Below are 24,872 nucleotides of genomic sequence, written 5' to 3'. Positions count from 1 at the left end.
CTCGGTCACCCGCATCCGGATCTCCGCGGCCACGCGAGCGGGCCCCTGGGCGAGTTCGCGTCCGGAGGCCGAGCCCCCTCGGCGAGGACTTCCGCGCTCATCGGAGCTCCGCGAACCAGCGGCCGTCGTCGCACCACCGCTCGACGGTCGCGAAGCCCGTCGCGGCGCCCAGCGCGCCGATGCCGTCGGCGCCGACCAGCGCCCAGGGGAACGCCGCGCTGCGGGCGCCGGTGCCCTCCAGCCGCGCGCGCACCGTGCGCGTCGCGACACCCGGCGCCTCGGTCTCCACGAGCAGCCGGCCCCCGGGCACGAGCAGCTCGCGGACCCGGCCCAGGAGCCGGCGCGGAGCCCCGCCGATGCCGACCGAGCCGTCCAGCAGCAGCGCTGAGCCCCAGCGGTGCGGGCCGGGCACGACGTCGAACACCGAGCCCTCCACGACGGGGGCCCCGCGCGACCGCGCCAGGCGCACGGCGTCGGGCGAGACGTCGACGCCGAGCGCGAGCACGCCGCGGCGCGCGAGCGCGTGGACGTGGCGGCCGGGACCGCAGCCGATGTCCAGGACCGGTCCGACGGCGCGCTGCAGCACGGTCTCGTCGGCGGCGGTGACGGGACCCAGCCAGCGCGCGACGTCGAGCGCGACGCGCTCCTCGTCGTCGTAGCGGACGACCAGCGCCCCCTCGCTCAGCGCCCGCTCGTAGAGCGCGCCGGCGGTCGCGCCGCGCGGCCCGGACCGCGGCTCGGCGCTCACGCCGCACGCCGCAGGTCGAGGGACTGCAGGACGGCGGCGAAGCGCGACGCCGGGGCCAGCGCCGCGACGTGGGCGGCGTCGGCGATCGTGTCGACGTCGTGCAGCTCGTCGACCTCGTCCCAGCGCAGGGCGGCACCGGCCAGCCGGCGCCGCTGGGCCGCCAGGGTCCCGCCGACGCTCATCGGCACGCCGTGCAGCACTTCGGCCGCCCGGGACGGGTCGCGCAGCCCGATGGCCCAGTAGCCGCCGTCGCGCGCCGGCCCAAGCACCGCTTCGTGGTCCTCCAGAGCGCCCAGCGCGCGGAGCAGGTGTCCCGTGCGCAGCTGCGGGGTGTCCATGCCCACGATGAGCGCGGGGCCGCCGAGGTCGGTGAACGCCGCGGCCAGGCGCTCGTCCAGCCCGCCGCCGCGCTGGGCCAACAGGCGCTCGGTGCCGTGCCACGGCCCCGCGGCGCCGTCGAGGACGATCGCACGCCCCACGGCGGCGTCCAGGCCGTCCATCGCGGCGAGGGTGTCGCGCAGCGAGGCCTCGGCGAGCGCGGCGGCCTGCCGGGGCGTGCAGGGCGGGCACAGCCGCGTCTTGACGCGACCGGGCACCGGCGCCTTGGCGATGACGGCGACGGTCGTCGCCGCCGGGCGGGCGGGGCCGGGCATCAGGCGAGCACCGCGGCCATGTCGCGCACGGTGCGCACGGTGCCGCGGACGGTCCCGGTCACCTTGGAGCGCCCCTCGCGGGCGCGGTAGGGCACGCCGGCCTCGGCGATCCGCCAGCCCCGGCGGTGGGCCCGGACGACCATCTCCAGCGGGTAGCCGAACCGGCGGTCCTGGATCCCGAGGTCCAGCAGGGCCTCGCGCCGCGCGGCGCGCATCGGGCCGAGGTCCTCCAGCCGCGGGCCGCCGCGGCGGGCCAGCTCCCAGACCAGGACGCGGTTGGCCAGGCGTGCGTGCGGCGGCCAGGCCCCGCGGTCGGCGCGGCGCGCCCCGAGGACGAGGTCGGCCTCGCCGCGCAGGACGGGCCCGGCGATCGCCGGCAGGTCGGCCGGGTCCAGCGAGCCGTCGCAGTCCATGAAGCAGACGACGTCGGCGCGCGCCGCCCGCAGCCCGGCGTGGCAGGCCGCCCCGAACCCGCGGCGCGGCTCGCCGACCACCGCGGCGCCCAGGCCCCGGGCGATCGCGTCGGAGCCGTCCGTGGACCCGTTGTCGGCCACGACGGCGCGGTAGCCCGCGGGCAGCCGCCCGAGGACCCAGGGCAGCGCCCGAGCCTCGTCGAGCACGGGGAGGATGACGTCGACGTCCACATGGAGCATTGCGCGCCAAGGGTCCTCGCCGGATCACCGACCGTTACGGTCGGGCCATGCGGATCCTGGTCACCGGCGGCGCCGGCTTCGTCGGCTCGCACATCGCCGACCAGCTGCTGGAGGCCGGCCACGAGGTGCGGATCGTCGACGCGCTGCTGCCGACCGCGCACGACGGTGGGCCGCCCTGGCTGCCGGCCGGCGCCGAGGTGGTCACGGCCGACCTGCGCGATCCCGAGGTCGCCGCGGCGGCGGTCGCGGGCGTCGGCGCCGTGTGCCACCAGGCGTCGATGGTTGGTTTGGGCGCGGACATCATGGACATCGCCGACTACGTCGCCCACAACGACCTCGCCACCGCGGTGCTGCTGCGCGCGCTGGCGCGCCGCTCGTTCGCCGGGCGCATCGTCCTGGCGTCCAGCATGGTGGTCTACGGCGAGGGCCGCTACGCCTGCCCGGAGCACGGGCTCGTGGCCCCCGGGCCGCGCGCCACCGCCGACCTCGACGCGGGGCGCTTCGAGCCGCCGTGCCATCGGTGTGGCCGGCCGCTGGTGCCCCAGGCGGTTCCCGAGGACGCGCCCGCCGACCCGCGCAACGTGTACGCCGCGACCAAGCTGCACCAGGAGCACCTCCTGGCCGCGTTCGCGCGCGAGCAGGACGGCGTCGACGTCACCGCCCTGCGCTACCACAACGTCTACGGACCCCGGATGCCACGCGATACTCCGTATGCCGGTGTGGCGAGCATCTTCCGCTCGGCGCTCGAGCGCGGTGAGGCGCCCTCCGTGTTCGAGGACGGGGCCCAGATCCGGGACTTCGTGCACGTGGGCGACGTCGCCCGGGCCAACGTCCTGGCCCTCGGGTGCGAGGAGCCGGCCCCCGGCGCCTACAACATCGCCTCGGGCGTCCCGCGCACCGTCGGCGACATGGCCCGGGCGCTCGCGGCGGCCCTGCCCGGCGCGCCGGAACCGGTGGTCACGGGGGCCTACCGCCGGGGCGACGTGCGCCACGTCTTCGCCTCCCCGCAGCGCGCCGCCGAGGTCCTCGGGTTCCGCGCGCGTGTGGGCCTGGAGGAGGGCATGGCCGAGTTCGCCCACGCCCCGCTGCGTTTGCCCGCCGTCGGCGGTGGCTAGGATCGAGGGGCTGCCGGCCGCCCCATGCGCCCTCCCCGCCGGCTCCTCCCCGCCGTCCCGGCCCGAGGGCCGAGCGATGGCCCGCGGCATTTCCCATAGAGTCTATGGAGATTAGATGCCCGCCTCGTCCGCCGCCACGCTCGAGTTCCGCCAGGTCTCCAAGGTCTATCCCGGGTCGCCCGAGCCCGCGATCCGCGAGCTCAGCCTCGAGGTCGCGGCCGGCGAGCTGTGCATCCTCATCGGGCCCTCGGGCTGCGGCAAGACGACGGCGATGCGGCTCGCCAACCGGATGATCGAGCTCACCGGCGGCGACGTGCTCGTCGACGGCGTCAGCGTCCGCGACCGCGCACCCGCCGAGCTGCGCCGCACGATCGGCTACGCGATCCAGCAGATCGGCCTGTTCCCCCACCTCACGGTGGCCGAGAACATCGGCACGGTCCCGCGGCTGCTGGGCTGGGAGTCGGGCCGCATCCGCGCCCGGGTGGCCGAGCTGCTCGAGCTCGTGGGCCTGGAGGCCGACATGGGCGGCCGCTACCCCGCGCAGCTCTCCGGCGGCCAGCGCCAGCGGGTGGGCGTCGCCCGGGCGCTGGCGGCCGATCCGCCGCTGCTGCTCATGGACGAGCCCTTCGGCGCCATCGACCCCATCACCCGGGCGCGGCTGCAGGAGGAGTTCCGCCGGCTGCAGCGCGAGCTGGACAAGACCGTCGTCTTCGTCACCCACGACATCGACGAGGCGCTCAAGCTCGGCGACCGCATCGCGGTGCTCAAGCCCGGCGGCGTGCTCGCCCAGTTCGCGACGCCCGACGAGCTCGTCCGACACCCCGCCGACGCGTTCGTCGAGGAGTTCGTCGGCGCCGACCGGATGATCGCCCGCCTGGAGTGGCTCACGTCCGTGCGCCAGGAGGGCCGGCGGACGTGATGCTCGCCCAGGTCACGATCCACCGCCGGGACCAGCACTCCTGCGTGCAGGACAACGGCTTCTGCCCGGACTGGATCGTCCACCACCTCGGGGAGTACACGGCCCCGCTGTGGCGCCACGTGGAGCTCACGATGGCCTCCGTGGCGCTCGGCATGGCCATCGCGCTGGTCCTGGCGATCGTCGCCCGCCGGCGGCGCTGGCTCACCGGCCCGATCGTCGGCGTCACCGGGATCCTCTACACGATCCCGTCGCTGGCGTTCTTCGCGCTGCTGCTGCCTCTCACCGGCTTCGGCTTCGTCACCGCGCTCATCCCCCTGACGGCCTACACGCTGCTCATCCTGTTCCGCAACATCGTCACGGGCCTGGACAACGTGCCGGCCGAGGCGCGCGACGCCGCGCTGGGCATGGGCTTCACGCCGCGCCAGCTGCTGTGGCGCGTCGAGCTGCCGCTCGCGCTGCCCGAGATCTTCGCCGGGCTGCGCGTGGCGACCACCACGACCGTCGGGCTCGCCGCGCTGGCCTTCTACGCCGGCGGCGGCGGCCTGGGCCAGCAGATCCTCAGCGACATCGCGTTCAAGTCCAACGTCGCGGTGGCCGGCCTGCTCTGCGTGCTGCTGGCCTTCGTGCTCGACCTCGGGCTGCTCGGCGCCCAGCGGCTGCTGCTGCCCTGGCAGCGGGCGAGGGCGACGTGAAGGACGCGATCGACTACCTGCTGCACGCCCGCGAGTCCGTCGGCGGCGGGGTGCAGATCGGCGGCAGCCACCTGCTCCCGCTCCTGTGGACGCACCTGCGCGTCACGTTCGAGGCGATCCTCATCGCCTGCCTGGTCACGCTGCCGCTGGCGACGTGGCTGGGGCACAAGGGCCGTGCCCAGCTCGCCGCGAGCACGGCGGCCAACGTCGGCCGCGCCGTCCCGAGCTTCGCGGTGCTCGTCTTCTTCAGCACCTACCTCGGGCTCAACGTCGGCAACCTCGTCTTCGCCATGGTGCTCCTGGCGATCCCGCCCATCTTCACGAACACCTACGTCGGCATCCGCCAGGTCGACCGCGACGTCGTCGACGCCGCCCGCGGCATGGGCCTGACCGAGCGCCAGCTGGCCACGAAGGTCGAGCTGCCGCTCTCGCTGCCGCTCGTCTTCGGCGGCATCCGCACGTCGGTGGTCAACGTGCTGGCCACCGCCACGCTCGGCCCCTACGTCGGCGTGGACACGCTCGGCGTGCCGATCGTCAACGCCAACGTCCACGGCGACGCCGGCCGGCTGGGCACCGCGATCCTCATCGCGCTGCTGGCCATCGCCGCCGAGCTCATCTTCGCCGCCCTGCAGCGTGCCGTCACGCCGCGCGGCCTGAAGCTCTCCCAGCAGCCCACCCCCACGAGGAGGAACCGGCACATGCGATCCCGCAGTGTGCTCGCAGCGGTCGCGACGGTGGTCCTGGCCTTCGGCCTGGCCGCCTGCGGCAGCAGCGACAACAGCAGCAGCAACGACAGCGGGTCCGGCACCAGCACGCCGGCCACCACGACGTCCACCGACAACGGCAAGCTCATCCAGAGCAACCCCGAGAACGGCTCCAAGCCGACCATCACGATCGGCTCCAAGAACTTCACGGAGGAGTTCATCCTCGGCGAGATCTACGCTCAGGCGCTCCAGGCCGCGGGCTACAAGGTCAAGAAGCAGCTCAACCTGGGCTCGGAGCAGATCGCGCTCAAGGCGCTGAAGGCCGGCCGCGTCGACGCCTACCCCGAGTACACCGGCACCGTCCTCACCAGCTTCTGCAAGGTCAAGGACAAGGCCGTCCCTCACGACGAGACCGCGGCCTACGACCAGGCCAAGGCGTGCATGGCCAAGGAGGGCATCACCGCGCTGCCCCACACGCCGTTCACCGACTCCAACGGCTTCGCCGTGACCCAGGCGACCGCCCAGAAGCTCGGCGGGATCACGAAGCTCTCCGACCTCAAGGCCAAGGCCTCGACGCTGACGGTCTCCGGCCCGCCGGAGTGCCAGCAGCGCACGGACTGCCTGCTGGGCCTGGAGAGCGTCTACGGGCTGAAGTTCAAGAAGTTCCTGTCCATCGACCTGGCCAAGCGCCACGAGGTGATCAAGAACGGCCAGTCCGACGTGGGCGAGGTCTTCACGACCGATGGTCAGATCAAGGCCGACAACCTGGTCCTCCTCCAGGACGACAAGCAGCTCTTCCCCCCCTACAACGTGACGCTGCTGGCCTCGACGAAGGTCGCCGACGCGGCGGGGCCGGACTTCGCCAAGGTCGTCTCCTCGGTCAACGAGGGCCTGACGACGCCGGTCATGCAGGAGCTCAACTCCCGCGTGGACCTCGACAAGCAGACCCCGGCCGCGGTGGCCGGCGAATACCTCAAGGAGGCGGGCTACCTCAAGTAGCCGCGGTGCGAGCGCCGTCCGGGCTCAGCGGGCCCGGACGGTGATGTCGCCCGCCGCCGTGAGGGCCTCGATGGCCTGCGGCGCGAGGTCGTCGCGGATGACGCCCTCGACCTTCACGTTGCCCGCGTCGGTGGTGGCGTCGACGCGGTAGGGCCCGTAGGGCACCGTCACCCGCACGTTGCCGGCGTCGGACCGCGCCTCGGTGCGGGTGGGCTCGCCGAAGAGGTCCAGCGACACGTTGCCGGCGTCGGTCATGGCCCGCACGGTGACCGGGTTCAGGCGATGGGTGCGGATGTCGCCCGAGCCGGTCTGCACGTCGGCCTTGCCGCTCAGGCCGCGCAGGTCGACGTCGCCGGTGTCGGTGCGGACCGTCACGTCGACCTCGGGCGGCGCGTCGATGACGAGGTCGGTGCGGCAGCGCAGCAGCGAGCGAAGCCCCCCGCAGCGCGTGTCGACGGTCAGCGTGCCGCCGGCCACGCTCTCGCGGACCGTCGGCCGGTCCAGCAGCCAGGTGTCGTGGCGGGCGATGACCACGCCGCCGGTCAGGCCGGCACGGATGTCGACGTCCCCGGCGTCGGCGCGCACGACGATGCGGTGCACGGGCTGGGCGATGGCGTCACGGCTGCGGCGGTCGCGGCGCAGGGCCTCCGACAGCGCGAACACGGACCCGCTCAGCACGAGCAGGCCCAGCGCGGCCAGCAGGACGATCCTCGCGGTCGACACGGGCAGGACGGTAGAGCCGCGTGCCCGGGCGGGAGGTACGGCTGCCACCCTTTCGGCCATCCCCAGCTCCCGGTAACCCCTCGTGGGAGATCTGCCGCGCCGGCGTCTACGCTGGGGGCGATGCTGCCCTCCATCGCCGTCGACGAGCTCGAGGTCCGGCTGCTGCGCGACGGCGCCCGCGCGCCCGCCCGCTCGCGCCCCGGCGACGCCGGCCACGACCTCGCCTGCGTCGAGCCCGTCGCCCTGTCCCCGGGCGCGCGCGCCAAGGTGCCCACGGGCGTCGCCATCGCGCTGCCCGACGGCGTGTGCGGCCTCGTCGTGCCCCGCTCCGGGCTCGCCGCGCGCCACGGCGTCGTGCCCGCCCTGGGCCTCATCGACCCCAACTTCCGCGGCGAGCTCTGCGTCACGCTGATGAACACCGGCGAGGAGCCGTTCGCCGCGCAGGCGGGCGACCGGATCGCCCAGCTCCTGCTCGTCCCGTTCTGGGCCCCGGCGCTGACCGTCGTCGACGAGCTGCCGCCGTCGCCCGACGACCGCGGCGCCGACGGGTGGGGCTCCTCCGGGCGCTGAGCAACGTTCGCCCAGGGGGCGAGGTTGCCGTGGCGGGTGTTCGCCCAGAGGGCGAAACCCGCGTCAGGACGCCAGCGGCCGGCCGTCGACCGCGAAGCGCGCGAAGCGCTCGGCGACCGCGGCGGGCAGCCGGGCCACGACGCGGACGCCCTCGGCGGTGTCCTCGCGGTGCAGGTCGCCGGCGACCTCGTGCAGCTCGGCCAGGCGGCCGCCCTCGGAGTAGGGCAGCAGCAGCTCGACGGAGGTCAGGGTCCGCGCGAACGCCAGCTCGATCGCGTCGCGCAGCGCCTCCAGCCCCTCGCCCGTCTTGGCGCTGACCGGGATCCCGCGCGGGTGGCGGTGCGGCAGGGCGGCCCGCCCGGCCTCGTCGAGCGCGTCGATCTTGTTGAGCACGAGCAGCCGCGGCCGCTCGCCGGCGCCGATCTCCTCCAGGGTGTCCTCGACGGAGCGCAGCATCGCCAGGCCCTCCTCCTCGGGGGCCGAGGCGTCGAGCACGTGCAGGATGAGGTCGGCCCGCGTGGTCTCCTCCAGCGTGGCGCCGAAGGCGTCCACGAGCTGGTGGGGCAGCTTGCGGATGAACCCGACCGTGTCGGTCATGAGGTACGGGCGCCCGTCGATCTGCAGCTGGCGCGTCGTGGGGTCCAGCGTGTGGAACAGGCGGTCGCGCACGCCGACCTCGCTGCCGGTCAGCGCGTTGAGCAGCGTCGACTTGCCCGCGTTGGTGTAGCCGGCCAGCGCCACCTGGGGCAGGTGGGCCCGCTCGCGCTCGGCGCGCTGGACGGCGCGCGTGCCCTTGACGTGCTCCAGGCGCCGCTTGAGGGCGGAGATGCGGTCGCGCGCCAGGCGGCGGTCGGTCTCGATCTGCGACTCGCCGGGTCCGCGGGTGCCGATGCCGCCGCCCAGGCGCTCGAGGTGCGTCCACAGGCCGCGCATGCGCGCCAGGTTGTACTCGAGCTGGGCCAGCTCGACCTGCAGCTTGCCCTCGGCCGTGTTGGCGTGCCCGGCGAAGATGTCGAGGATGACCGTCGTGCGGTCCACGACGGGGATCCCGAGCTCCTTCTCCAGGTTGCGCTCCTGGCGGGGGCTCAGCTCGTCGTCGACGGCGACGACGTTGGCGTCGGCGGCCAGGGCGGCCTCCTTGACCTCCAGGAGCTTGCCCGGCCCGAGGTAGGTGTTCGGGTGCGGGCGGTCGCGGTGCTGGACGGCCTGGCCGACGACGGCCACCCCGGCGGTGCGCAGGAGCTCCTGCAGCTCGGAGAGGTCGTCACCGTCCTCGAGCGCCGCGATGCAGTACGCGCGCTGCTTGGCGCGCGCCTGCTGCTGCGGAGCGGTCCCCACCCGATTCGGCGCCGTGCGCCCGTTGCGACTGCGTTGCATCTGCCCCATGAGTGTAGGCGCCACCGCCCATCCCCACTTCTGGGGCGTGACCTGGACGGATGACCGATGGGTCATCGGACATGTCGGAGTACGGTCGGGCCCCGGGAGCCCCGACCGTGACCGACGACCCACGCCCCGACGACTGGATCCGCATCGGCGCGGCCGCGTCGGCGCTGGGGGTCAGCGTCGACACGCTGCGCCGCTGGGAGCGCGACGGCCGCGTCCGGTTCCAGCGCCGCGGGCGCCAGCGCTACCTGCCCGCCGCCACGCTGGCCGAGCTCATGCGCGACCGCCACCGCGACCACGCCGCCTCAGGCCACACCCGGCTGGCCGGCGTGGTCCTCAGCGTGCAGCGTGACGGCGTCATGGCCCAGGTCGAGCTGGCCTGCGGGCCCTACCGGGTCACGTCGCTCATGGCCGGCGCGGCCACCGACGACCTCGGCCTCAAGCCCGGCGACCCGGCCGTCGCGGTCATCGCGTCGACGGCGGTGGTCGTCGAGGCGCGCTGAGCGCCGAGCGCGCCGGCGGCGGCAGCCGGTCGTAGCGCTCGGCCAGGCCGAGGGTCGGCAGCACGATGACGCCCTCCCGCGCGTCACCCACCCAGCAGCCCTGCCCGGCGGCCAGGGCATAGGCCGCGTAGGCGGCGGCGCAGGCGTCGAGCTCGTCGAGCGTGCGGTGCCAGAGGCCACCGTCGTCGTCGACGACACCGCGCAGGCGCAGCGCCGCGATGCGCTGCTGCAGGCCCCACGGCGTGCGCTTCGGGGACGGCCGGTGGCCCAGCAGCGTGCAGAAGACCGCGTCGGGGTAGGTCTCGCACAGGCGCCCCAACCGCAGGGCGCCGTCGCCGACGGGCGCCTCGTGGACGCCGGCCGCCGGCGGGCGGAACAGCTCGAGGCCGTCGAGCGCGGCGAAGAGCTCGAAGCCGACGGCCATCCAGGTCTCCCACCGCGAGAGCGCCTGGTCGGCGCTGGGGACCGGGTACAGCGGCAGACGCCGGCGGAACAGCAGCGCGTCGCACACCCGCATGCGCTCGTAGCGCCCGTGCGGCAGCCCGAGCTCCATGCGCAGCGGCAGCCCGGCCGCCAGCAGGTCCAGCCGCGGGCCCGACGGCGCGTCGATCGCCGCGACGGCCTCACCCCCGAAGCCCAGCACGGTCCGGGCGACGGCATCGACGTCGCCGGGCTCGTAGAACGTCGCGACGAGCTCCTGGGCGTCGGCGCCGCGGCGCTCGTGGAGCGTGACGAGCTGCTGGTTGGCGGGCTTGGCCGAGACGTCGATGCCGCAGTAGCGCATGGGACGGCCCAGAAGGCTAGTCGGGCGATAGCGTGGGCCCCATGACCGACGGCCTCGCCGACCGCCTCGCCGACCGTGTCCTGGAGCTCGTCGACGTGCCGTCGGAGTCCCGCGAGGAGGCCGCGCTGGCCGCCCGCGTGCTCGCCATGCTGGGCGACCGGGGGCGCGACGCGGGAGACACGTGCGTCCTGGCGGGCGTCACCGAGCGCCGCGACCGGCCGCTGGTCCTCCTGGCCGGCCATCTCGACACGGTCCCCGCCCAGGGCAACCTGCCCGGGGCCCGCGACGACGGCTGGGTCACCGGCCTGGGCGCCGCCGACATGAAGGCCGCGCTGGGCGTGATGATCGAGCTGGCGCTGGACCCGCCGCCCGCCGCGACCGTCGACGTCGGCTACGTGTTCTTCGGCCGCGAGGAGCTGCCGTTCGGCGACAGCGCGCTGACGCCGCTGCTGGACCGCGAGCCCGGCCTGCGCACCGCCGACCTCGTCGTGGTCATGGAGCCCACCGACAACGCGCTGCACGCCGGCTGCGTCGGCAACATCAACGCCACGTGGACGTTCCGGGGCACCGCGGGCCACAGCGCACGCCCGTGGCTGGCCGACAACGCCATCCACCGGGCCGCCGCCGGCATCGCCGAGCTCGCCGTGCTCGAGCCGGTCGACCACGTCTTCGCCGGGCTGACGTTCCGCGAGGTCGTCTCCGTCGTGACCGTCTCCGGCGGCGTGGCCCGCAACGTCGTGCCCGACACCTGCGTGGCGGAGATCAACATGCGCTACGCGCCGGGCACGTCGGCGGCCGATGCCGAGGCGCGGCTGCGCGCGCTCTGCGAGCCCCACGGCGAGCTGGTCATCGACGGCAACGCGCCCTCCGGCGCGGTCCCCGAGGCCAACCCGCTGGTCGACCGCCTCGTGGCCGCCGGCGACCTGGAGACCGCCCCCAAGCAGGCGTGGACGCCCGTGGCCGAGTTCGCCGCCGCCGGCGTGGACGCGGTGAACTTCGGCCCCGGCGCGCCGCGCTTCGCCCACCGCCGTGACGAGCGCGTGGCCGAGGCCTCGCTCGTGCGCTCCCACGCGATCCTGCAGCGGTTCCTGTGCGCCTGAACCCGGTGCTCGCGGACCTGGGGACCTACCCCTTCGTCCGCCTCGACGAGGCCCGCGCCGGCGCCCTGGCCCGCGGGATCGAGCTCATCGACTTCGGGATGGGCGAGCCGCGCGAGGTCACGCCGGAGTTCATCCGCCGTGCGCTGGCCGCGGCGATCGAGCCGGTCTCGACCTACCCGAAGGCCGTCGGGATGCCCGAGCTGCGGGCGGCCATCGCACGCTGGATCGAGCGCCGCTTCGGCGTCGTCCTGGACCCCGACCGCGAGGTCGTGCCGACGCTGGGGTCCAAGGAGGCGATCTTCCACCTCGCCCAGGTCGCGGGCGGCGACGCCGTGGCCGTCACGACCCCGGGCTACCCCGTCGCCGCGCGGGGCGCGCGCTTCGCGGGGATGGACGTCCTGGAGCTCGCGCTGGACCCGGCGCGCGGCCACCTGCCCGACCTGGGCGCGTTGGACCCGGCTCGCCTGGACCGCCTCGCCGTCCTCTGGCTCAACTACCCCAACAACCCCACCGGCGCGACGATCGGCCTCGACGACCTCGAGCGCGCCGCGGCGCTGGCGCGCCGCCACGACTTCGTCCTGGCCTGCGACGAGGCCTACTCCGAGCTGTGGTTCGAGGGCCCGCCGCCCGCCTCGGCGCTGCAGCTCGCCGACCGCACGAACGTCGTGGTGCTCAACACGCTGTCCAAGCGCTCGTCCATGCCGGGCTACCGCTCGGGCTTCATGGCCGGTGACCCCGAGCTCATCGCCGCGCTGCGCCGCTACCGCCCCAACGTCGGCGTCGCACCCCAGGACTTCGTGCAGCGGGCGTCGATCGCCGCCTGGGACGACGACGCCCACGTCGAGGAGGTGCGCGAGCGCTACCGGGCCAAGCGCGACGCGCTGCTGCCCGCGCTGCAGGCCGCGGGCTTCACGAGCGTCGGGGGCCCCGCGTCCTTCTTCCTGTGGCTGCGCACGCCGGGCGGCGAGGACGAGGAGGCGTGCGCGATGCGGCTGCTGGAGTCGGGCATCGTCTGCGCCCCGGGCTCGTTCTTCGGCGCCGGGGGCGCCGGGCACGTGCGCTTCGCGCTCGTCCCCACGCCCGAGGCCTGCGCGCGCGCCGCGGCGCGGCTGGGCTGACGCCGGGCGCTGGGGTCAGTCGTTGGCGTGCAGCGCGGCGTTCAGCCCGCCCCAGCCGCCTGTGCGCGGCAGCACCTCGACCGTGCCGGTCATGCTGTTGCGGCGGTAGAGCAGGTTCGGCGCACCCGACAGCTCCTGGGCCTTGACGACCTCGCCGTCGGGGGTGGTCACGCGCGTGCCCGCGGTGACGTAGAGACCGGCCTCGATGACGCAGTCGTCGCCGAGCGAGATGCCCAGGCCGCCCTCGGCGCCGATGAGGCAGCGCTCGCCGATGGTGATCGTCTCCGTGCCCCCGCCCGACAGCGTGCCCATGATCGACGCGCCGCCGCCGATGTCGGTGCCGTCGCCGACGACCACGCCCTGGCTGATGCGGCCCTCGACCATCGAGGCGCCGAGCGTCCCCGCGTTGTAGTTGACGAACCCCTCGTGCATGACGGTCGTGCCGGCGGCGAGGTGGGCGCCGAGGCGCACGCGGTCGGCGTCGGCGATCCGCACGCCGGCGGGCACGACGTAGTCGGTCATCCGCGGGAACTTGTCCACGGAGGTGACCGACAGCGGCCGGTCCAGCGCCCGGGCGCGCAGCCGCACCGCGTCGAGCGCCTCGAGGTCCACGGGGCCGCGGTTGGTCCAGGCGACGTTGGGCAGCACCGCGAAGACGCCGGTCAGGTTGATGGTGTTGGGCGCGACGAGCCGGTGGCTGAGCAGGTGCAGCCGCAGGTAGGCGTCGTGGACGTCGGCCGGCGCGGCCTGCAGGTCCTCGACGACCGTGAGCACCGCGGTGACCGTGACGTCGCGCAGCGCGTCGGGGCGGGCGGCCGCGGCGAAGGCGCCGCCGCCCAGGTCGGTCGCGCGGGTGATGTGCAGCGGGTGCGTGCCGGCCGTCGCGCCGTCGGGCGCGCCGCCGGTGCCCAGGCGCGGCGCCACGTAGTAGGCGTCCAGGATGCGCCCGTCCGGGGTCGCGGTGGCCAGGCCGACGGCCCAGGCGCCGCCCGTGATCTGCTGCTGCTCGCTCATGTTCCCGGAACCCTAGTGTCCGGGGCCGCGCCGTCGGCCGGCGGTGGTCAGGCCGGCTCGTCGCCGGCCAGGTCGGCCAGCAGCTCGGGCGCGAGTTCGCCCGTGTAGACCGGCACCGCCCAGCCGGTGAGCGTGAACAGGAGGCTCTCGTCGACGTCGACGGCGAGCTCGCCGCCGTCGAGCCGCACGGTCACCGGGCTGTCGCCGCCGCGCAGCACGTGGGCGATCGCGGCGCCGCACGCGCCGGTGCCCGAGGCGCTGGTCTCCCCCACCCCGCGCTCGAAGATGCGCGCCCGGATGCGGTCGGCGGCCTCGGCGCGGAAGAACGACACGTTGGTGCGGTTGGGGAACAGCGGGTGGCGCTCGATCCCGGGGCCGATCCGCGGCAGGTCCAGCGCCTGCAGCGCGTCGCCGTCGGGCACGTGGATCGCGCACTGCGGGTTGCCGACCTGCACGTGCTGGAAGTGCCACGTCTGGCCCGTGGCCTCCAGCGTCCCGGTGCCGTCGGCGCCGCCGGACGGGAAGTCGGCGGACTGCAGGCGCGCGCGCCCCATCGCCAGCGCGCAGGTTCGGTCGTCGTGGATCGTCGGGCGGATCTCGCCCGCCGCGGTCTGGATGGAGAACTGGGCGCGGTCGGTCCAGCCGCGGCGGCGAAGGTACATGACGGCCTCGCGGGCGCCGTTGCCCGAGAGCTCGGCCTCCGAGCCGTCCGGGTTGAAGATCCGCAGCCGGGCGACGAAGCCGTCCGCGTCGGCCTCCGACAGCTCGAGCACGCCGTCGGAGCCGATGCCCAGGTGCGCGTCGCACAGGCGCCGCACGCGCGCCGCCGTCAGCGCGAACGGCAGCTGCGCCCGCTCGAGGATGATGTAGTCGTTGCCGAGGGCCTGCCACTTCTCGAAGCGCATGCGGCCGCGAGGCTATCCGACCAGCTCGGCGGCCACGTCGGCGGCGCGGCGCCCGGTCAGGTCGACGTGCTCGACGCCGGGCAGCTTGCGCAGCCACGTCAGCTGGCGGCGGGCGTAGCGGCGGGTGCGCGTCTTCATCGCCTCGACGTCGCCCGCCAGCAGCTCGTCGAAGCCCAGCGCCTTGCGGGCGGTGGGCGATGCGCCGGCCGCGTCGGCGGCTGCCACCTCGCGGGCGGCGCCCGCCGCGACCATGGCCTCCACGCGAGCGTCGATGCGCGCGTGCAGCTCGGCCCGCTGCATCGTCAGCGCGACCAGGCGCGTCGGGCGGCGCGTGTCGGCGGTCCACAGGCGGTTGTCCTCCGGCGGCGAGGCCAGCGCGCCCTGGGCCTCGAGCTCCAGGGCGCGGACGACCCGGTGGCGGTCGCGAGGGTCGATGCCGGCCGCCGCGGCCGGCGCGCGGGCCGCCAGCTCGGCGTGCAGCACCTCGGTGCCGCGCGCGGCGGCGTCGGCCATGAGCCGCTCGCGCACGCCGGGCGCCGGCGGCGGGCGCAGCTCGAGCTCGGCCAGTGCGGCGCGCAGGTACAGCCCGGTGCCGCCGACGACGATCGGGGTGGCGCCCGCGTCCAGCAGCGCGTCGATCTCGGCGTGGGCCAGCGCGGCGTAGCGGGCGACCGAGAACGTCTCCCGCACGTCGACGAACGCGACGAGGCGGTGCTCCAGGCGCTCCTGCTCGGCCGGCGAGGCGACACCGGTCAGCGTCTCCAGGCCGCGGTAGACCTGCAGCGCGTCGGCCGAGACGGCGACGGGGCGCTCGCCGCGGGCCCGCAGGCGGTCGGCGACCTCCAGGGCCAGGGCGGTCTTGCCGATCCCGGTGGGGCCGAAGAGGGCGAGCACGGGCACGCCGCGCAGGATGCCAGCCGGGGTCGGGGCCCGCCGACCCCCGCGCGTGAGAGGGTTGCGGCATGGAACTGCGCGGTTCATCGGTCCTGCTCACGGGCGCCACGGGCGGCATCGGCCACGCGATCGCCCGGCGGTTGGGCGCCGAGGGCGCGGCGCTGCTGCTCACGGGCCGGCGCGCCGACGTCCTCGAGCCGCTGGCCGCCGAGGTCGGCGGCCGCGCCACCGCCGTGGACCTCGGGCAGCGCGACGCGGTCGACCGCCTGCTCGAGGAGGCCGGCGACGTCGACGTGCTCGTCGCCAACGCGGCCCTGCCGGCGTCGGGCAACGTCCTGGACTTCCGCACCGACCAGATCGACGCCGCGCTGGAGGTCAACCTGCGCGCGCCGATGATCCTGTCGCGCGTGCTCGGGGAGCGGATGGCGGGGCGCGGGCGCGGCCACATCGTGCTCATCTCCTCCCTGTCGGGCAAGAGCAGCCAGCCCGGCAGCGCGATCTACAGCGCCACGAAGTTCGGGCTGCGCGGCTTCGGCCAAGGGCTGCGCGGCGACCTGGCCCCGCGCGGCGTGGGCGTCAGCGTCGTGTTCCCGGGCTTCATCCGCGACGCCGGCATGTTCCACGAGTCGGGCGCCAAGCTGCCCAGGGGCGTGGGCACGAGCACCCCGGAGCAGGTCGCCGCCGCGGTGGTGCGGGCCATCACGGCCGACAAGGGCGAGATCGACGTCGCGCCCATCGCGATGCGCCTGGGCTCGACGTTCGCCGGCATCGCCCCCGAGCTCTCGGCCCGGGTGGCCAAGCGCCTGGGCGGCGAGGAGATCGCCGCCCAGATGGTCCGGGGCCAGGCCGACAAGCGCTGACCGGCGGCCCCGCCGGCCGTGCGGCTCCGCGCGGTGCGGCGCCGCTCAGGCGGCCTCGGCGCGGCGGGTCTCGCTCGCCAGGGCGCGCAGCACCTCGGAGGACAGCCGGGCGCCCGCCGTCGGGTTCTCCGGCGAGACGCCGATCCGCACGACGGTCTCGTCGCCGTCGATCTCCTCCAACGCGACCCGGGGCCGGTCGCGCATCGGGGTCTCCACGGTCTCCTCCAGCAGCGCCTGGATGTCGACCGGCGTGACCCCGGGCCGCAGCCGTGCGCGCAGGTCGACGCCCGAGGGCTCGTTGAGCGGGATGACCGCGACGTTGAGCACGACGTTGTTGGGGACCATGATCTGGTCCTCGCCGTTGGAGAAGATGGTGTACAACAACCCGAGCGAGCTGACGACGCCCTCGATGTTGCCCGCCAGGCCGCCTCCCTGCAGCCGCACCCGGTCCCCGACGCGGAAGGGCCGGGCGCTGAGCAGGACGAGCCCGGCGAACAGGTTGCCGAACGTCTGCTGCGCTGCGAGGCCGAGGATGACCGCGGTGAACGCCCCGCCGACGGCCAGCGTGCGCGGGTCCAGGCCGGCGACGCGGAGCGCCACGACGACGGAGGCGACGACGGTGAAGAAGCGGACGATGAAGCCGACCGTGCCGGCGGTGCCGGGGTCCAGGCGCCGGAAGAGCGTGGGGCCGGCGGCGCGGCCGAGGTCGCGTGCGAACTGCCAGCCGAGCGCGACGAGCGCCAGGACGGTGCCGATCCGGACGGGCTCGTCGACGCCGAAGATGCCGCGCCGGTAGGAGTACAGGACCAGCACGCCGGCGATCATCGGCAGCAGCACGAGCGACTGGATGCGGGCGCGCTTGACGGCGCGGGCGCTGAGCTGGCGGGCCAGGCCCGCCTCGCGCCACGAGTGGCTTCGGGTGTGCAGCAGCTTCTTCATCGGCTCCGGATCGGGTCGGGGTCGGCTCCTGTTGGCCCTTCCACCGTGCCATCGGTCCTGAACGTCTGTGTGTCGCTGCGCACACATGCCGGGTGCGCCCCGCGGCGGGCTCAGCCCCTCCCCACATGACGATGAACAGCATGTCATCGAACATGTAGGACTTCTCGTGGATCGGGCCCTTGCCGAAGTAGCGCTTCGGGGCGCCCACCATCTCGTTGGAGATACGTGGGAGGAGCCCACCGCCCTGGCTCTCGTCCACGGAGCCCATGTCGGCACCCGACGCCCCGCTGGGGCCGGTGTTACCAGCCCAGGGTGGCAAGCCGTCGCGAGCAGTCCGGGCATGCCCAGACGAGGCCGTCGCGGTGCTGGACGATCTCCCACCCGGGCTTGAGCGCGTCCATCGGCAGCAGCCGATCGCAGAGCCCGCAGAGGCGGCTCGCGGGACCGAGATCCTGCGGCCGATCGGAGTCGTACTTCCCCATGGATCGCCACGGGCCGTTGGCGACGGCGACCACCCGGCCGACGTCAGAACAGCGCCTCCTAACTGCCATCGCTCTACAGAGCCGTTCTTGGCTCTAGCAAGCCAAAGCGGGGACGCTAGGGAACGCTCAGGAACGCTAGATCTGTGGGCACTTCCCCACGACTTCCCCACGGGCCGCGGGGCGACTGGGGGCTCGGCGGATTGAGGTCAACGGCCACTTACACCGATGCGGCAGGCGCTAATTCTGAGCGAGCCACTGGCTGGCTTCGCGACGGCGCTGGTGGTAGGCGTCGACCGAGACGACCGTGTGCAGGCATGTGGACCAGCAGCAGTTGCACACGGACCGCTCGTGCGGCGGGATGAGCGTGTGCGCACCGCACACCGCGCACGCTAGACGCGTTGCTCCGCTGGACTGCTTCGCCGTCCATGACGCTGTCGACATTGCACCCTCCAGGGGTCACGTCCCTAGTGTTGGTGTAGGAGCCGGTCGGACGGAACGGACGTAGGTCCGGCCACCGCGGCGCTCATTCTTCGTCGGAGTTCTCACGCAACGACGAGGAAGGGAGGCCGGCGATGGCCGGTCAGGACAGGATGACGATCGTGGAGGTCGTCAGGCAGGTGCTTCGTGATGAGCACGCAGACGTGATCCGCGAGTCGGTCAAGGCCGTCGCTCAGGAGTTGATGGAGGCCGAGGTCTCCGAGCTCATCGGCGCTCAGCGCGGCGAGCGGACCGAGGATCGCGCGACGCATCGCAACGGCTACCGGCCGCGGCGTTGGGACACGAGGGCTGGGGAGATCGAGTTGCAGATCCCCAAGATCCGTCAGGGCAGCTACTTCCCGTCGTTCTTGCAGCCGCGCAAGCGCAGCGAGCAGGCGCTGGTCGCGGTCGTCCAGCAGGCCTATGTCTGCGGCGTGAGCACCCGGCGCGTCGACCAGCTCGTCGAGAGCCTCGGGCTGCGAATCAGCAAGTCGGAGGTCTCGCGGATCGCCGGCCTGCTCGACGAGCAGGTCCAGGCGTTCCGCCAGCGGCCGCTCGAAGGCCGCTACCCGTACTTGTTCGTCGACGCCAAGATCGAGAAGGTCCGCGACGGCGGACGGGTGCAGCGCAAGGCCGTTGTTGTCGCGCATGCCGTCCACGAGACAGGCCGCCGCGAGATCATCGGCCTAGACATCGGCGCCGCGGAGACCGAAGCGTTCTGGACCGAGTTCCTCAGGTCCCTGGTCGCCCGCGGGCTGCTCGGAGTCCAGCTCGCGATCTCCGACGCCCACGAAGGCCTCAAGAACGCGCTGGCCAAGGTGTTAGGGGCGCCCTGGCAGCGCTGCACCGTGCACTTCCTCAGAGACCTCCGCGGCCACGCCCACCGCGAACAGCACGACGCCTTGGGCGCCTTGATCCGCTCGATCTTCACCGCGCCCGACGGCACCGAAGCTCGCAAGCGGCTGGCCGACGCCGTTTCTCAGCTCGAGCCCAGGCTGGGCAAGGTCGCCCGGCTACTCGAACAGGCCGAGGACGACGTCCTGGCCTTCTACAGCTGCCCGAAGGAGCACTGGCCCAAGATCCGCTCGACCAATCCGCTGGAACGGTTCAACCGCGAGATCGGCCGCCGCACCGACGTCGTCGGCATCTTCCCCGACGACGCTTCGGTGATCCGACTGGTCTCGATGCTCGCGATCGAAGCCAACGACGAATGGCTCGTCGGGCGAAGCTACATCAGCCAGAAGTCGATGACCCCTCTCTTCCAATCCCAGGATCAGACGACCATCACCACCAACAATCAGGAGGAGGTCGAAGAGCTCCTCGCGGCCTGAGCCGCCGACCGCAGCAACGACAAGAACGAGCTCCGACTCCTACACCACGCCCTGGGACTTGACTCCCGCAGACTGCCGACGTGCCACTTCGGACTCGTCCGTATCCCCGAAGAAGGAGTGGAGCCAGCGCGCTGACGCGGTGGTGGTGCGAGGATCGGAGCGATGCCGACACTCGCGTTTCTCCCTAGCCCAAGCGATAACGGCGTCCACATCGGGCCGCTGTTTTTGCATGCGTACGGGCTGGGCGTACGTCGTCGGCGTGTTGGCCGCCGTACGGCTCACCTCTTGGCTGTGGCAAGGCCGCGGTGGGCGGCGCGACGTGGTCCTGGACGTCGCGCTGTTCGCCTTCCCCGCGGGCCTGGTCGGCGGCCGACTGTACTTCTTGGCCACAAGCTGGAACGAAGTGCCCCACCACTGGTGGGGACCACTGGCGATCTGGCACGGCGGTCTAGGCATCTGGGGCGGCATCGCCGGCGGGACCGCCATGGGGATCTGGCGCCTACGTCGCGCGCACGTGCCGGTGAAGTCGTTCATGGACTGCGCGGCGCCAGGCTTGCTCGTCGCCCAAGCCATCGGGCGCGTCGGCAACTACTTCAACCAGGAGCTATTCGGCGGCCCCACAACACTGCCCTGGGCCCTCCGAATCGACCCGGCCCATCGTCCCGACGGCTACGCCCGGTTTGCCACGTTCCATCCAACGTTCCTCTACGAGCTGCTGTTTGACCTCGCGCTCGCCGCCGCTCTGGTCCTCGTCCTCCGCGCACGGCGCGTCAACCCGCCCGGCGTGTTCGCGCTGTATGTCGCCGGTTACTCGGGCTTTCGCATCTTTGAGGAGACCCTGCGGATCGACCCTTCCCACCACATCCTCGGGCTGCGGCTGAACTTCTTCGTCTCGACCGCGCTCTGCATCACCGGTATGTGCTGGTTCGCTTGGACCCAGCGCTCACGCGCAGCGAAGCTCGCAGGACGCACCGGCGCTCTCGTCGCGGTCGGTTGGGCAGCATGCTCACTCGCCGCTTGCGGCGCCCATCACGCAAAACCAGTGCGGGCGCCCGAGCCACGCCCCGTGAGCCAACCAACCGTGCAACCATAGGGTTGCGTGACCGCCCTCGAGCTCGTCCGAACCCGCCTCGCCGAGTCCCGTACCGCCGGCTTGCCGTTCGAGGTGGCATGGCCGATCGCCCTGCACGGCGTCGACGCCGCCTGGGGCCCGGTGCTCGAGGACACCGCCGACGAATGGCGTGCGGCCTTTGAAAACCGGCCGCCAAACTGCCGGCTGCTGGCGCTGCGATCGATCGGCGAAGACCCCGACCGGTCCCAGCCGGTCGACGGAGAGTGCGAGCACTGCGGGAGACCGCTGCCGGCCCCGGCGGTGCGCGGCCCACGGCGGCGCTACTGCACAGCTCGATGCAGACGCGACGCGCACGTCCTGCGCTCCGGCGTCGCCGCCGCGCACGGCCGCCGGATCGCCGCCTAGCGGGTGGGTCGGCGCGGACACTCAGGTCGTGGAGTCGGTGTCTGCAATTGCAGACACACCGCTGCGGGCGGCGACATGAAGTAACCGGACGGCCGGGTCGCCTTTAACGCAAATCCCGAAAAGGTGATGCTGTCCGGGCACTTACCTATAGTTTTCTCATGCCCGCTGCTGACACCGAACCGATGGTGTGCGACGCCACCTTGTCAGCATGCGTGCCACGGCCGCTTGCTGAAGAGATCCGGTCGCGTGCCCGCGCAGCCGACCGGTCCACAAGCAAAGAGATTCTGCGCGCCCTGAAGTTTTACCTGGCGTCAAACGACAACCAGACGCCCGGGCCGGCGTCTGGTGTCACTACATACGGGATGGTGCCCCGCAATGAACACGCAGTTTACTGACCCGAGAGGTCGCTACGACCTCACCGACACCGGCAAGCCAAGAGTCGTCAGGCGGCTCCGAGAAGCGATCGAGATCCGCATGTACATGCGGCACCTCGACCGCCACGACCCCGATCAGGCCGCCATGGTTCGCGCTGTTTACGTGCCCCCCGGTCAGACGCTGGCGGATCAGCTCAACATGCGTGCGGTGCGCGCCGTGCTCGGTGCTTCCGGCGAGGTGATCGCGTCCTACACCGGCTTGGACGGCCGGGTGCACAAGACGCGCATGACGGCGCCCAACACGCCCACCGCGACCTCGCTGAACATCCCGACCGCTCGCCGTTGCGGCGCTCGCACTCGCGGCGCAGGCCGTCCCGCTGGGACGCGTTGTCGTCGCAAGGCCACGAGCCGTGACGACGGCTCGAGCGAGCCAGGCGAGCCAGGTCTAGCCGGCGGCGGTAGCCGGCACTCCATTGACCTCGAGGTGCTCGCATGAGCACCTCGCCGTACATCACCGCGTCCGTCCGCGTCGCGCGAGTCCTCGCACGCGTTGGAGGCACCGCACCCCGCACCGCGGTCATCCACGCCATCGAGCAGGACCGCGGGCGGCGCTATGCGGCGCTGGCCGTCGAGATGGCTCTGATCGAAGGCCGCGTGGTCAAGGCCATCCTGCCCAACGGCGTCTTGGGCCTGCGACTCGTCGACCGCGACGAGCACGAGGCGGCACGCGCATGAGCATCGCCGCGATCCAGTGGGTGCTCGCCGAGAGCCCGACGACCGGGGCCGACCGGCTGCTGCTGCTCATCCTCGCCGAGGCCGCGCACGCAGACGGCACCGGCATCTGCGTCGGCCCGACCGAGCTCGCCCGGCGCGCCAACGTCAAGAACGTCCGCTCGGTCAAGCGCACCCTCGCGAGCCTGGTCCGCCGGGGCGCGATCGTGCCGGGCCCGATCGACGAGCGGTACCGCACCCGCGTCTACACGATCGCCTTGACCAGTGGTCAAAACGCCACGGTGGGCGATTCGCCACCGTGGTCGGCAGGGCGTAAGGGGAGTGGTCGAAATGGCAGTAAGGGGAGTGGTCGAAACGCCCCCCTAACCAAAAGCATTAACCAAACACCCAACCCAGCACGCACGCACGTGAGCGCCTTCGGGCCTCCCGGTCGCGCTGATGATGGCGAGTTCATCTCAGAAGACAACGACCAGGAGCAGGCGGCATGAGCGTCGATCGTCGCGACCAGCTCGTCAAGGCCGTGCACGCCAGCGACTGGCACACGATCGACGCGCTGGGCTGGCACGCGTTTTTCGCTGACCTCGCCGCGTTCTGGCCACGCAAGCTCACCTCAGATCACGCCCTGGCCTATGCCCGTGTTCTTGGCGGCCACGACCCCGTCATGGTCACCGCCGCCCTCGCCGCCCTCGCCGAGACCGGCCAGGCCGAGTACCGGCCCGGACCCGCACAGCTCGCCGCCGCTATCGCCAGGACCGGCACGGGCGCTAAGACCAACGCCACGCCCAAGGTCGGGCGGCCCGATCAGCACCCGATCACCCTAGGCCGGGTGCGTGACCTCCTCGGCGACGGCCACCAGATCTGCGGCTGCGTCGGACCGCGCCAATTCAACCAGAACGCCGGCGGCGTCATGCGTTGCGCCAAGTGCCACGGCATCGAGCAGGGCCAGGCCGACAACGCGCTCGAGCAGCTCGACGAGGAAGCCGCCTAATGGGCCGACGCCAGATCGACGTCCCGGTGCCCGCGCTCGCTCTTCGCCGAGCCGAAGCCGCCGCCGCCCTGGGGGTCTCCGTTGAGGTCTTCGACATCCACGTGCGTCCCCACGTGCCCACGGCCCGCGTCGGGGGCGTCGTCGTCTACAGCGTCACCGGCCTCGCCAACTGGTTGGACACCAACGCCTCGGCGATCACCGACGACCTCAGGAGGGCCGCATGACACAGCACGCGTACTTCTCCGATGACGACGAGCCCGACGAGCCCGCCGCGGCGGCCGCCCCAGGACTGCAGACCGTGGTCCTGCACCTGCTCGAAGAGCGCGCTCTGTGCGGCTCCAACACTGCCACACCATCCCCAACGGAGGTACACGATGACTGACCCCAACAACCCCGACGACGCGCGCATTCGTGTGCTTGAGGCCGCCGGCCACACCGACGCCGCGCAGCTGCTCCGCGCCCTCAACGGCATGGACGCCCCCACGCCCCAGGCTCAGAACACCGAGCCCGAGGCGCGCACGCCCGAGCAGGCTCAGCGGGCCCAGGGCGAGGCGCTGCTCCGACAGCTTCGAGAGCAGACCACCGCGCCCTGGTATGACGCCGGCGGTCTGACTGAAGGGGACGCGGCATGAGCGGCGCGCTGCATGACGAGCTCGCCGTGCTCGATCAGGCCATCGCCGAAGCACGAGCCCGGACCCGCGAGACCCAGGCCGCCGCCGCCTCCGCACATAGCGACGCAGCCAGACTCACCGAAGAGCTCACCGAGGCATTCGCCACCGGCGACGAGACCATGGCGGCGAAGCTGACCAAAGCCATGTCCAAGGCCCAGGCGGTCGCCGGCGAGCCATGGGAGCAGCGCATCCTCGGTGCCGAGCGAGCCGCCAACCGCGCCCAGGCTGCACGGGACGGTTGGGTCGCGGAGCACGTCGGCGGACTACTGGCCGAGATCGAGCCCGAGGCCAGCGCTGCCACAGACGCAATCGTCGACCTCGTCGACCAGCTCGAGGCCGCGCGGGTGCACTGGCACGCAGTTGGGCACCGGGTCGAAGCCTTGGTGCGCGCCGCCGGCTGGGACGTCCGCGCCGTGCCGAGCGGCGAGGGGCTCGACCAGGCGATCCGCGACACCCGCATTGCGCTCGCCGACCCGCCACGCCCACTACCGAGCAACGTGCCCCAGACCATCTCGATCGCGCCGTACGACGATCCCGACCCCGACATCCGCGACGCCGCCCGCGCCGCCGCCACCAGGAGCAACTAGATGCACATCTCAACTGGCACCTCCACCAGCAGAGCCTCCATGGCCGTCATCCGGCCGCTCACCGGCACCAGCAGCAGCGCCAGCACCAGCAGTGCCACAACGCTGACGCTGACCACCGCGCACTGGCGGGCCAGCCGATGAACTTCGAGATCATCGAATCCAATCCGAATTGGGCCGACGAACTCTCGCGCGATTCGGCGCTCGAGGCCAAGTCCAGGCTTCTGTGTCTCGCTGCGCCCGGGCTTCGAGGCGAGCCGCTCAGCGACGCCGACACCCAGCCCGTTCTTGACAGCCTGCTCCGGATCAATAAATGGAAGGTTCGCCTGATCGACGTCGAGCTGGTCGACGGCGTCGCCAGGCTCAGCTTCTGGCTTGAGGTGGCGGACTTCCCGGAGCTCGCCGTGCGCGGCGCCGTGACATTCGACCAGCGAGGCGGCGCCCAGTGACCACCAACCATGCCCTACTCACACAGGGGGC

31 protein-coding genes are annotated in these 24,872 nt (G+C 73.1%); 21 read left to right on the top strand and 10 right to left on the bottom strand.

Annotated features, from left to right (window positions below):
• Positions 1-97: 97 nt before the first annotated feature.
• The 3 genes from FSW04_RS16340 to FSW04_RS16330 are packed head-to-tail and all read right to left on the bottom strand — an operon-like array spanning position 98 to position 2,054.
• On the bottom strand, positions 98-748 hold the full coding sequence (locus FSW04_RS16340) for a methyltransferase domain-containing protein (protein WP_228430510.1): 651 nt from the start codon (positions 746-748) through the stop codon (positions 98-100).
• Positions 745-1,401: a TIGR04282 family arsenosugar biosynthesis glycosyltransferase gene (locus FSW04_RS16335; RefSeq protein ID WP_146921137.1), complete on the bottom strand. Its 657-nt coding sequence runs from the start codon at positions 1,399-1,401 to the stop codon at positions 745-747. The genes FSW04_RS16340 and FSW04_RS16335 overlap by 4 nt, the downstream gene beginning before the upstream one ends.
• Positions 1,401-2,054 (bottom strand): glycosyltransferase family 2 protein, encoded by a 654-nt coding sequence (locus FSW04_RS16330; protein WP_146921135.1) that lies wholly within the window; start codon positions 2,052-2,054, stop codon positions 1,401-1,403. The genes FSW04_RS16335 and FSW04_RS16330 overlap by 1 nt, the downstream gene beginning before the upstream one ends.
• 47 nt (positions 2,055-2,101) lie before the next feature.
• Between FSW04_RS16330 and FSW04_RS16325 the strand changes: the two genes are divergently transcribed.
• From FSW04_RS16325 to FSW04_RS16310, 4 genes are all read left to right on the top strand, one after another.
• Positions 2,102-3,169 (top strand): NAD-dependent epimerase/dehydratase family protein, encoded by a 1,068-nt coding sequence (locus tag FSW04_RS16325; RefSeq protein WP_146921133.1) that lies wholly within the window; start codon positions 2,102-2,104, stop codon positions 3,167-3,169.
• 115 nt (positions 3,170-3,284) lie between these two features.
• A complete protein-coding gene (locus tag FSW04_RS16320; RefSeq protein WP_146921131.1) occupies positions 3,285-4,088 on the top strand; it encodes an ABC transporter ATP-binding protein in 804 nt (267 codons plus the stop codon).
• Complete coding sequence (locus FSW04_RS16315) at positions 4,088-4,780, top strand: ABC transporter permease (RefSeq protein WP_146921129.1); 693 nt, start codon at positions 4,088-4,090, stop codon at positions 4,778-4,780. The genes FSW04_RS16320 and FSW04_RS16315 overlap by 1 nt, the downstream gene beginning before the upstream one ends.
• Entirely contained in the window at positions 4,777-6,483 is a 1,707-nt protein-coding gene (locus FSW04_RS16310) for a glycine betaine ABC transporter substrate-binding protein (protein ID WP_187368847.1), read from the top strand. The genes FSW04_RS16315 and FSW04_RS16310 overlap by 4 nt, the downstream gene beginning before the upstream one ends.
• 24 nt (positions 6,484-6,507) lie before the next feature.
• On the opposite strand, the gene FSW04_RS16305 is transcribed toward FSW04_RS16310, so the two are convergent.
• The gene (locus tag FSW04_RS16305) at positions 6,508-7,206 is read right to left on the bottom strand and encodes a DUF4097 family beta strand repeat-containing protein (protein WP_146921124.1); all 699 of its coding nucleotides are present in this window, start codon (positions 7,204-7,206) and stop codon (positions 6,508-6,510) included.
• A gap of 120 nt (positions 7,207-7,326) precedes the next feature.
• Between FSW04_RS16305 and dut the strand changes: the two genes are divergently transcribed.
• Complete coding sequence (dut, locus tag FSW04_RS16300; RefSeq protein WP_146921122.1) at positions 7,327-7,776, top strand: dUTP diphosphatase; 450 nt, start codon at positions 7,327-7,329, stop codon at positions 7,774-7,776.
• Positions 7,777-7,839: 63 nt separating this feature from the next.
• On the opposite strand, the gene hflX is transcribed toward dut, so the two are convergent.
• Positions 7,840-9,153, bottom strand: a complete 1,314-nt coding sequence (gene hflX / locus FSW04_RS16295) for a GTPase HflX (protein ID WP_228430509.1) — start codon at positions 9,151-9,153, stop codon at positions 7,840-7,842.
• Between the two features lie 116 nt (positions 9,154-9,269).
• Here hflX and FSW04_RS27915 point away from each other — a divergent pair, with 116 nt between their 5' ends.
• A complete protein-coding gene (locus FSW04_RS27915; RefSeq protein WP_267128238.1) occupies positions 9,270-9,662 on the top strand; it encodes a TOBE domain-containing protein in 393 nt (130 codons plus the stop codon).
• Here the strand turns inward: FSW04_RS27915 and FSW04_RS16285 are convergent.
• Positions 9,625-10,446, bottom strand: coding sequence for a DUF429 domain-containing protein (locus tag FSW04_RS16285; RefSeq protein ID WP_146921115.1), 822 nt, complete (start codon positions 10,444-10,446; stop codon positions 9,625-9,627). The genes FSW04_RS27915 and FSW04_RS16285 overlap by 38 nt on opposite strands.
• 41 nt (positions 10,447-10,487) lie before the next feature.
• Between FSW04_RS16285 and dapE the strand changes: the two genes are divergently transcribed.
• A complete protein-coding gene (gene dapE / locus FSW04_RS16280; protein ID WP_146921113.1) occupies positions 10,488-11,546 on the top strand; it encodes a succinyl-diaminopimelate desuccinylase in 1,059 nt (352 codons plus the stop codon).
• 5 nt (positions 11,547-11,551) lie between these two features.
• Positions 11,552-12,664, top strand: coding sequence for a pyridoxal phosphate-dependent aminotransferase (locus FSW04_RS16275; RefSeq protein WP_146921111.1), 1,113 nt, complete (start codon positions 11,552-11,554; stop codon positions 12,662-12,664).
• Positions 12,665-12,679: 15 nt separating this feature from the next.
• Here the strand turns inward: FSW04_RS16275 and dapD are convergent, their stop codons facing one another.
• Genes dapD through miaA form a run of 3 tightly spaced genes read right to left on the bottom strand, consistent with a single transcriptional unit; the run spans position 12,680 to position 15,483 of the window.
• On the bottom strand, positions 12,680-13,678 hold the full coding sequence (gene dapD / locus FSW04_RS16270) for a 2,3,4,5-tetrahydropyridine-2,6-dicarboxylate N-succinyltransferase (protein ID WP_146921109.1): 999 nt from the start codon (positions 13,676-13,678) through the stop codon (positions 12,680-12,682).
• Positions 13,679-13,725: 47 nt separating this feature from the next.
• On the bottom strand, positions 13,726-14,583 hold the full coding sequence (gene dapF / locus FSW04_RS16265; RefSeq protein WP_146921107.1) for a diaminopimelate epimerase: 858 nt from the start codon (positions 14,581-14,583) through the stop codon (positions 13,726-13,728).
• A gap of 12 nt (positions 14,584-14,595) precedes the next feature.
• On the bottom strand, positions 14,596-15,483 hold the full coding sequence (miaA, locus tag FSW04_RS16260; RefSeq protein ID WP_228430508.1) for a tRNA (adenosine(37)-N6)-dimethylallyltransferase MiaA: 888 nt from the start codon (positions 15,481-15,483) through the stop codon (positions 14,596-14,598).
• A gap of 62 nt (positions 15,484-15,545) precedes the next feature.
• Here miaA and FSW04_RS16255 point away from each other — a divergent pair, with 62 nt between their 5' ends.
• Positions 15,546-16,337 carry an SDR family NAD(P)-dependent oxidoreductase gene (locus FSW04_RS16255; RefSeq protein WP_146921104.1) on the top strand — a complete coding sequence of 264 codons (792 nt, stop codon included), beginning with the start codon at positions 15,546-15,548 and terminating at the stop codon, positions 16,335-16,337.
• 45 nt (positions 16,338-16,382) lie between these two features.
• Here FSW04_RS16255 and FSW04_RS16250 read toward each other — a convergent pair whose 3' ends face one another.
• Complete coding sequence (locus FSW04_RS16250) at positions 16,383-17,276, bottom strand: mechanosensitive ion channel family protein (RefSeq protein ID WP_187368846.1); 894 nt, start codon at positions 17,274-17,276, stop codon at positions 16,383-16,385.
• Between the two features lie 1,054 nt (positions 17,277-18,330).
• Here FSW04_RS16250 and FSW04_RS16245 point away from each other — a divergent pair.
• The 12 genes from FSW04_RS16245 to FSW04_RS16195 all read left to right on the top strand — a co-directional run bounded on the left by FSW04_RS16245 (position 18,331) and on the right by FSW04_RS16195 (position 24,841).
• Complete coding sequence (locus FSW04_RS16245; protein WP_228430507.1) at positions 18,331-19,566, top strand: IS256 family transposase; 1,236 nt, start codon at positions 18,331-18,333, stop codon at positions 19,564-19,566.
• A 229-nt stretch (positions 19,567-19,795) separates the two neighbouring features.
• The gene (lgt, locus tag FSW04_RS16240) at positions 19,796-20,659 is read left to right on the top strand and encodes a prolipoprotein diacylglyceryl transferase (protein WP_146921100.1); all 864 of its coding nucleotides are present in this window, start codon (positions 19,796-19,798) and stop codon (positions 20,657-20,659) included.
• Between the two features lie 6 nt (positions 20,660-20,665).
• Positions 20,666-21,043 carry a hypothetical protein gene (locus FSW04_RS16235; protein WP_146921098.1) on the top strand — a complete coding sequence of 126 codons (378 nt, stop codon included), beginning with the start codon at positions 20,666-20,668 and terminating at the stop codon, positions 21,041-21,043.
• Positions 21,044-21,418: 375 nt separating this feature from the next.
• Positions 21,419-21,913, top strand: coding sequence for a hypothetical protein (locus FSW04_RS16230; RefSeq protein ID WP_146921096.1), 495 nt, complete (start codon positions 21,419-21,421; stop codon positions 21,911-21,913).
• Positions 21,910-22,152: a hypothetical protein gene (locus FSW04_RS16225; RefSeq protein WP_146921094.1), complete on the top strand. Its 243-nt coding sequence runs from the start codon at positions 21,910-21,912 to the stop codon at positions 22,150-22,152. Before FSW04_RS16230 ends, FSW04_RS16225 begins: the two co-directional genes overlap by 4 nt.
• Positions 22,149-22,637: a hypothetical protein gene (locus FSW04_RS16220; RefSeq protein ID WP_146921092.1), complete on the top strand. Its 489-nt coding sequence runs from the start codon at positions 22,149-22,151 to the stop codon at positions 22,635-22,637. The genes FSW04_RS16225 and FSW04_RS16220 overlap by 4 nt, the downstream gene beginning before the upstream one ends.
• A complete protein-coding gene (locus tag FSW04_RS16215) occupies positions 22,634-23,137 on the top strand; it encodes a hypothetical protein (RefSeq protein WP_146921090.1) in 504 nt (167 codons plus the stop codon). The genes FSW04_RS16220 and FSW04_RS16215 overlap by 4 nt, the downstream gene beginning before the upstream one ends.
• Positions 23,137-23,361: a hypothetical protein gene (locus tag FSW04_RS16210; protein ID WP_146921088.1), complete on the top strand. Its 225-nt coding sequence runs from the start codon at positions 23,137-23,139 to the stop codon at positions 23,359-23,361. The genes FSW04_RS16215 and FSW04_RS16210 overlap by 1 nt, the downstream gene beginning before the upstream one ends.
• A complete protein-coding gene (locus FSW04_RS26180) occupies positions 23,358-23,519 on the top strand; it encodes a hypothetical protein (RefSeq protein WP_187368844.1) in 162 nt (53 codons plus the stop codon). The genes FSW04_RS16210 and FSW04_RS26180 overlap by 4 nt, the downstream gene beginning before the upstream one ends.
• Positions 23,512-23,769: a hypothetical protein gene (locus tag FSW04_RS16205; RefSeq protein ID WP_146921086.1), complete on the top strand. Its 258-nt coding sequence runs from the start codon at positions 23,512-23,514 to the stop codon at positions 23,767-23,769. The genes FSW04_RS26180 and FSW04_RS16205 overlap by 8 nt, the downstream gene beginning before the upstream one ends.
• The gene (locus FSW04_RS16200) at positions 23,766-24,395 is read left to right on the top strand and encodes a hypothetical protein (RefSeq protein ID WP_146921084.1); all 630 of its coding nucleotides are present in this window, start codon (positions 23,766-23,768) and stop codon (positions 24,393-24,395) included. Before FSW04_RS16205 ends, FSW04_RS16200 begins: the two co-directional genes overlap by 4 nt.
• A 137-nt stretch (positions 24,396-24,532) precedes the next feature.
• Positions 24,533-24,841, top strand: a complete 309-nt coding sequence (locus FSW04_RS16195; RefSeq protein WP_146921082.1) for a hypothetical protein — start codon at positions 24,533-24,535, stop codon at positions 24,839-24,841.
• Positions 24,842-24,872: the final 31 nt, after the last annotated feature.

Origin of the sequence: Baekduia soli (genome assembly GCF_007970665.1) — a bacterium.
Taxonomy (GTDB): Bacteria; Actinomycetota; Thermoleophilia; order Solirubrobacterales; family Solirubrobacteraceae; genus Baekduia; species Baekduia soli.
This window is presented reverse-complemented; position numbering and strand designations above follow the sequence as displayed.

Bases quoted from the DNA above. Each gene is read 5' to 3' on its own strand.
- FSW04_RS16245 (WP_228430507.1), top strand. From the start codon at position 18,331: ATGGCCGGTCAGGACAGGATGACGATCGTGGAGGTCGTCAGGCAGGTG.
- dapF (WP_146921107.1), bottom strand. From the start codon at position 14,583: ATGCGCTTCGAGAAGTGGCAGGCCCTCGGCAACGACTACATCATCCTC.
- FSW04_RS16215 (WP_146921090.1), top strand. From the start codon at position 22,634: ATGAGCGTCGATCGTCGCGACCAGCTCGTCAAGGCCGTGCACGCCAGC.
- FSW04_RS16285 (WP_146921115.1), bottom strand. From the start codon at position 10,446: ATGCGCTACTGCGGCATCGACGTCTCGGCCAAGCCCGCCAACCAGCAG.
- dapE (WP_146921113.1), top strand. From the start codon at position 10,488: ATGACCGACGGCCTCGCCGACCGCCTCGCCGACCGTGTCCTGGAGCTC.
- FSW04_RS16210 (WP_146921088.1), top strand. From the start codon at position 23,137: ATGGGCCGACGCCAGATCGACGTCCCGGTGCCCGCGCTCGCTCTTCGC.
- FSW04_RS16225 (WP_146921094.1), top strand. From the start codon at position 21,910: ATGAGCACCTCGCCGTACATCACCGCGTCCGTCCGCGTCGCGCGAGTC.
- FSW04_RS16315 (WP_146921129.1), top strand. From the start codon at position 4,088: ATGCTCGCCCAGGTCACGATCCACCGCCGGGACCAGCACTCCTGCGTG.
- lgt (WP_146921100.1), top strand. From the start codon at position 19,796: ATGCGTACGGGCTGGGCGTACGTCGTCGGCGTGTTGGCCGCCGTACGG.
- FSW04_RS16255 (WP_146921104.1), top strand. From the start codon at position 15,546: ATGGAACTGCGCGGTTCATCGGTCCTGCTCACGGGCGCCACGGGCGGC.
- dut (WP_146921122.1), top strand. From the start codon at position 7,327: ATGCTGCCCTCCATCGCCGTCGACGAGCTCGAGGTCCGGCTGCTGCGC.
- FSW04_RS16220 (WP_146921092.1), top strand. From the start codon at position 22,149: ATGAGCATCGCCGCGATCCAGTGGGTGCTCGCCGAGAGCCCGACGACC.
- FSW04_RS16335 (WP_146921137.1), bottom strand. From the start codon at position 1,401: ATGCCCGGCCCCGCCCGCCCGGCGGCGACGACCGTCGCCGTCATCGCC.
- FSW04_RS16330 (WP_146921135.1), bottom strand. From the start codon at position 2,054: ATGCTCCATGTGGACGTCGACGTCATCCTCCCCGTGCTCGACGAGGCT.
- FSW04_RS16320 (WP_146921131.1), top strand. From the start codon at position 3,285: ATGCCCGCCTCGTCCGCCGCCACGCTCGAGTTCCGCCAGGTCTCCAAG.
- FSW04_RS16250 (WP_187368846.1), bottom strand. From the start codon at position 17,276: ATGAAGAAGCTGCTGCACACCCGAAGCCACTCGTGGCGCGAGGCGGGC.
- FSW04_RS16325 (WP_146921133.1), top strand. From the start codon at position 2,102: ATGCGGATCCTGGTCACCGGCGGCGCCGGCTTCGTCGGCTCGCACATC.
- FSW04_RS16230 (WP_146921096.1), top strand. From the start codon at position 21,419: ATGAACACGCAGTTTACTGACCCGAGAGGTCGCTACGACCTCACCGAC.
- FSW04_RS16200 (WP_146921084.1), top strand. From the start codon at position 23,766: ATGAGCGGCGCGCTGCATGACGAGCTCGCCGTGCTCGATCAGGCCATC.
- FSW04_RS16195 (WP_146921082.1), top strand. From the start codon at position 24,533: ATGAACTTCGAGATCATCGAATCCAATCCGAATTGGGCCGACGAACTC.
- hflX (WP_228430509.1), bottom strand. From the start codon at position 9,153: ATGCAACGCAGTCGCAACGGGCGCACGGCGCCGAATCGGGTGGGGACC.
- dapD (WP_146921109.1), bottom strand. From the start codon at position 13,678: ATGAGCGAGCAGCAGCAGATCACGGGCGGCGCCTGGGCCGTCGGCCTG.
- FSW04_RS16205 (WP_146921086.1), top strand. From the start codon at position 23,512: ATGACTGACCCCAACAACCCCGACGACGCGCGCATTCGTGTGCTTGAG.
- FSW04_RS26180 (WP_187368844.1), top strand. From the start codon at position 23,358: ATGACACAGCACGCGTACTTCTCCGATGACGACGAGCCCGACGAGCCC.